Here is a 2,533-nt window from a genome sequence, read left to right on the forward strand (position 1 = left end):
GCCGGGACGGGCCGGCCCGCAGCGGGCTTCCGGGGGTGCGGGGTCAGCCGTTGAACCGGTCCGGGTGCGGGCCGGTGCGCAGGTCGCGGTCGGTGGCGGCGACGGCGGCCATCTCGTCGTCGGTCAGCCGGAAGTCGAAGACGTCGAGGTTCTGGCGGATGCGGGCCGGGGTGACGGACTTGGGGATGACGACGTTGCCGAGCTGGAGGTGCCAGCGCAGGACGACCTGGGCGGGGGACTTGCCGGTGCGGGCGGCGATCGCGGTGATCGCCGGGTCGTCCAGGACGGCGCCCTGGGCGAGCGGGCTCCAGGCCTCGGTGGTGATGCCGTGCGCGGCGTGGAAGGCGCGCAGTTCGGCCTGCTGGAGACCGGGGTGCAGCTCGACCTGGTTGACGGCGGGCACCAGGCCGCCGTTCTCGATCAGTCGGGTCAGGTGGGCGGGCTGGAAGTTGGAGACGCCCGCGGCGCGGATCCGGCCGTCGGCGGCGAGGCGCTCGATGGCGCGCCAGGAGTCGAGGTACAGGTCGCGGGCCGGGGCGGGCCAGTGGATCAGGTACAGGTCGATCTGCTCCAGGCCGAGCTTGGCGAGGCTGGCGTCGAAGGCGCGCAGCGTCGCGTCGTAGCCCTGGTCGGCGTTCCACAGCTTGGTGGTGACGAACAGCTCCTCGCGCGGCACGCCGGACGCGGCCAGGGCCTTGCCGACGCCGCGCTCGTTGCCGTAGATCGCGGCGGTGTCGATGCTGCGGTAGCCGGCCTCCAGGGCGGAGGCGACGGCGGCGGTGGTCTCCTCGTCCGGGACCTGGAAGACGCCGAAGCCGAGCTGCGGCATCTCGACGCCGTTGTTGAGGGTGACGTGGGGAACGGTGGTCATGGTGCTCAGGCCTTTCGGTCGGTGAGGGTGTAGCGGACGGTCTGGGCGCTGATGAGTCCGTCGCGGAAGACGAAGGTGTCGGTGCCGTCGGTGACCCGGCGGGTGGCGGTGGCGGCGGTCCACTGGAGGAACAGCACCCCGCCGGCGAACTGCGGGTCCAACTGCCAGTCGGCGTCCGGGAGGTCGGCCAGGAGGCGGCCGATGACCCGCCGGACCCCGTCGTGGCCGAGGAAGGCCCCGTCGGGGGTGAGGAGGACGGCGTCCTCGGTGTAGTTCCCGGCGATGTGGTCGAGGTCCGCGGTGCCCAGGCGCTGCCCGTGGTCGGCGAAGACCTCCTGCGGGGTGCGGGTCATCGGGCGAGTTCCGTCAGCGCGGCGGTGGCGAACGAGTGGTCCTGCTCGGGGGCGCCGCCGCCGAGGCCGAGGGCGCCGACGAGCTTGCCGTCGCGGTGGATCGGGACGCCGCCGGCGATGAACAGCAGCGGCCGGTCGAGCGCGGTGGTCAGGCTGTGGAACGGGCCGTCCGGCTTGACCAGGTCGACCAGGTCGGCGGTCGGGGCGTTCAGCTGGAGGGCGGTGTACGCCTTGCGGGTGCTGGTCTCGCCGGAGATCAGCACGGCGCTGTCGTCGCGGAGGAAGGCGAGCTGGTGGCCGCCCGCGTCCAGGACGGTGACGCTGACCGGGACCCCGGCGGCGTGGGCGGCGCGGCGGGCGGCGGTGACCAGGGTCTCGGCGTCGGCGGTGGTCAGCGGGGTGAGGGTGGTGCTCATGGTGGCGCTTCTCCTGGGAGGGACGGGGCGGGGGACGGTCAGTGGTGGACGGGGACGGGGGCGGCGGCGACGGCGCTCTCCCGTGCGGGGGTGCGGCGCTCCAGGACGGCGGACCAGACGGCCAGCAGCAGGGCGGCGGCGGCGAGCAGCGCCCCGACCCAGTTCGGGGCGGTGTAGCCGAGGCCGGCGGCGATGACGGCGCCGCCGAGCCACGCGGCGAGGGCGTTGCCGAGGTTGAAGGCGCCGATGTTGACGGCGGAGGCCAGGGTGGGCGCGCCGTGCGCCTGGTCGAGGACCCGCTTCTGCAGCGGCGGGACGGTGGCGAAGCCGAGCGCCCCGACGAGCAGGACGGAGACCGCGGCGAGGGCCTTGTTGTGCGCGGTGAGGGTGAACAGGGCCAGGACGACGGCGAGTCCGCCGAGCGAGGCGTAGAGCATCGGCATCAGCTTGCGGTCGGCGAACGTGCCGCCGAGCAGGTTGCCGAGGAACATCCCGACGCCGAACAGGACCAGCAGCCAGGTGACGGCGCCGTCGGAGTACCCGGCGACGTGGGTCATCATCGGGGCGATGTAGGTGATCGCCGCGAACACGCCGCCGAAGCCGAGGACGGTCATCGCCATGGCGAGCAGGACCTGCGGGTTGCGGAACGCCTTGAGCTCGCGGCGCAGGTGGGCCCCCTCGGGGCGGGGCAGCGCGGGGACGAGCTTGGCGATGCCGAGCAGTCCGACCACGCCGAGTGCGGCGACGCCGGCGAAGGTGACGCGCCAGCCGACGGCCTGGCCGATGAAGGTGCCCAGCGGCACGCCGACGATGTTGGCGACGGTGAGGCCGGTGAACATCGTGGCGATGGCGCCGGCCTTCTTGTCGGGGGCGACCAGGTCGGCGGCGACCAC

At 73.8% G+C, this 2,533-nt stretch carries 4 protein-coding genes; all 4 read right to left on the bottom strand.

Translation table 11 applies throughout. From position 1 onward, the window contains the following. Nucleotides 1–43: 43 nt before the first annotated feature. Nucleotides 44–871 (bottom strand): aldo/keto reductase, encoded by an 828-nt coding sequence (locus ACFV1L_RS36295; RefSeq protein WP_380374553.1) that lies wholly within the window; start codon nucleotides 869–871, stop codon nucleotides 44–46. 5 nt (nucleotides 872–876) lie between these two features. After that, on the bottom strand, nucleotides 877–1,224 hold the full coding sequence (locus ACFV1L_RS36300; protein WP_380374555.1) for a nuclear transport factor 2 family protein: 348 nt from the start codon (nucleotides 1,222–1,224) through the stop codon (nucleotides 877–879). Beyond that, nucleotides 1,221–1,640 (bottom strand): heme-binding protein, encoded by a 420-nt coding sequence (locus ACFV1L_RS36305; RefSeq protein ID WP_380374557.1) that lies wholly within the window; start codon nucleotides 1,638–1,640, stop codon nucleotides 1,221–1,223. The genes ACFV1L_RS36300 and ACFV1L_RS36305 overlap by 4 nt, the downstream gene beginning before the upstream one ends. Nucleotides 1,641–1,678: 38 nt before the next feature. Continuing rightward, a partial coding sequence (locus ACFV1L_RS36310) for an MFS transporter (RefSeq protein ID WP_380374560.1) occupies nucleotides 1,679–2,533 on the bottom strand: 855 nt, incomplete at its 5' end.

Origin of the sequence: Kitasatospora sp. NPDC059646, from assembly GCF_042734615.1 — a bacterium.
Taxonomy (GTDB): Bacteria; Actinomycetota; Actinomycetes; order Streptomycetales; family Streptomycetaceae; genus Kitasatospora.